This window comes from Sulfuricurvum sp. (assembly GCF_023250475.1).
In the GTDB taxonomy this organism is placed as follows: Bacteria; Campylobacterota; Campylobacteria; order Campylobacterales; family Sulfurimonadaceae; genus Sulfuricurvum.
The window spans coordinates 5,834-8,391 of sequence record NZ_JAHFAQ010000097.1; the positions used below are offsets into that span (position 1 = coordinate 5,834).

The window sequence follows — 2,558 nt, forward strand, 5'->3', positions numbered from 1 at the left end:
AATGGGTTCAGGTACCGATGTCGCCAAACAATCAGCAGACGCCGTACTGATGGATGACCATTTCGCGACGATCATCAAAGGGATCGAAGAGGGGCGTACCGTCTATGAAAATATCCGCCGTTTTATCACCTACATGCTCTCCAGCAATCTCCCCGAGGCGGTTCCGTATGTATTGTTTTTTTGGCTTGGGCTTCCGCTGGCTCTCCCTGTCCCTTTGGTACTTGCCATCGATTTGGGTACGGATATTATGCCTGGACTGGCATTGGGATTGGAATCCCCCCACAAAGGGTTAATGAATAAAAATCCCCGCAGCAAAAAAGAGCGCATCTTAACGGCGGGGGTCTATTTTCGTGCATTCGGATTTTTAGGGCTCATAACCGCAGTGCTGTCGATGGGGCTTTTTTGGTTCTATCTCAAAGCACACGGCTGGAGGGGAGAAGCACTGGTATGGAATGATCCCCTCTATCTTCAAGCGACGAGTTTGACATTTGCCGCGATTGTTTTTGCCCAAATTGCCAATGGACTCTCCTGCCGCAGTACAACCGAATCTTTATTTACCATCGGGTGGTGGAATAATCGCTATTATTGGGGCGGTGTCGCGGTAGAATTGGGGGTTATGTTTCTTTTGATTTTTGTTACCCCTCTAAGCGCTATTTTTGCAACGGCACCTTTTGATCCACAGTATTGGTGGGCGGTTCTTGCCGTTACGGTGATAGTACTGATTGCCGAAGAGGGGAGAAAGTGGTTCGGACGATTTAAATTTTCGGTACGTTGAGGACAAACGCTTTGAACTGATCGGCTGGAAGCGGTTTACTAAAGTAAAATCCTTGTACTTCGTTGCATCCGCTTTGGCGGAGCAGATCAAGCTGCCCAGCTGTCTCGACCCCCTCCGCTATGGTTATCATATTCAGGCTGTGTGCCATATTGATTATAGTATTGACGATGGCTTCGTCTTCCGGGTTTTCGGTAATATCACGGATAAAGGATTGATCGATTTTGAGTTTATAAATCCGAAACTTTTTGAGGTAGCTAAGGGAGGAATAGCCGGTTCCGAAATCATCGATTGACATTCGTATTCCATGGTCGTAAAAAGTATTCATGATCTCAATCGCTTGGAGCGGATTTTCCGAAGCAATTCTCTCCGTAAGTTCAAGCTCAAGATACTCGGAGGGGATTTTCAGCTCCTCGAGAGTATTTAAAACCAGTGAAATCAATTTTGGATGCCGAAATTGGATAGCGGAGAGGTTAACGGCCATGATAAAAGGTTCCAGCCCCTCATCAGTCCATATTTTCAGTTGTCCAAGCGCTTGACGGAGCACCCATTCACCGATGGCGATGATTTGACCGCTCTCTTCGGCGATCGGGATAAATTCTGAGGGAGAGATTGATCCAAGCGTCGGGTGCGTCCATCGCAGAAGTGCTTCTGCCCCTACAAGCTGCCGTGTCTCAATTGAAAGTTGAGGTTGATAGTACAGTTCCATTTGATCGTTTGACAATGCATGTCGAAGAGCATTTTCGAGTTCGAGATTTCGGGCTGAACGTTCCTGAATTTCCGGAGTGAAAAAACGGTAGCAGTTTCGTCCGTCGTGTTTTGCACGAAACATTGCCGCATCGGCTGCTTGAGAGAGGGCTGTGAGGTTCTCTCCGTCGATCGGATAGAGGGCAATGCCGATGGAGAGCGTTACGGAAAGTTCGTGCTGTTGCAGTGTGTACGGCTTTGAAACATGTTCAATCAATTTTTCAGCCGCATGCGCTGCTCTGTCGGCATCGACTCCGGAGAGGAGAATCATAAATTCATCTCCTCCTTGGCGTGATAACGTATCTTCTTCTAGGAGTACCGACTGGATACGCGAAGCCACTTGGATCAGCAGTTCATCTCCGATATTATGGCCAAGGGTATCATTGATATTTTTAAAATGATCCAGATCTACATAGAGCAATGCGATTGACTCTTGGTTCCGATCGGCAATATGCATGGCATAATCCATCCGATCGTTGAGCAGAGTGCGGTTCGGCAATCCGGTCAGGGAATCGAAATGGGCAAGCCAGTGCACTTTTTCTTCAGCTGTTTTTTGAAGGGTAATGTCCTGAATTGAACCGTGAATATTTATCACCTCCCCGTCATTAACGATAGGGGTAGTGAGAATGCGAATCCATTTTAGATTCCCTTTGGGGGTCGTTATCTGTAATTCCAGATCACAAGGAACCGTCTGCTTTAAGGCACTCTCTGCTTTTATACGCCATTCGTCAAAAAAGACACTTAGACCCGTCTCAAGGGTGATGGTATCGGTCGGATTCATATCAAAAATGTTTGCGGCTTCTTTTGTCCAGCTCACCTCATTGATTTTCGGATTAATTTCCCATCCGCCGATATGGGCGACTGCACTCATTTCTTCAAGAAGTTGTTCCGTCTGATGGAGACGTGCTTCCGATATCGCCCGATTGGTTTCGCGATCAAAATTTTCCATCGCAAAGCTGATATCCATGGCCATCTCAATAAGCAACTCTTGACTGGAGGGGTCAAAGGCATTGAGCTTATGGGAATAAACGGTGAATGC

The 2,558-nt window shown here is 47.0% G+C and carries 2 protein-coding genes; one reads left to right on the forward strand and one right to left on the reverse strand.

Going from position 1 to position 2,558, the window contains the following annotated elements; genetic code table 11:
• Positions 1-775, forward strand: a 775-nt coding sequence (locus tag Q0C19_RS09155) for a cation transporting ATPase C-terminal domain-containing protein (RefSeq protein WP_295055296.1), incomplete at its 5' end; no start/stop codon positions are given.
• Here the strand turns inward: Q0C19_RS09155 and Q0C19_RS09160 are convergent.
• A partial coding sequence (locus tag Q0C19_RS09160; RefSeq protein ID WP_295055298.1) for a bifunctional diguanylate cyclase/phosphodiesterase occupies positions 756-2,558 on the reverse strand: 1,803 nt, incomplete at its 5' end. The two genes, Q0C19_RS09155 and Q0C19_RS09160, sit on opposite strands and share 20 nt — an antisense overlap.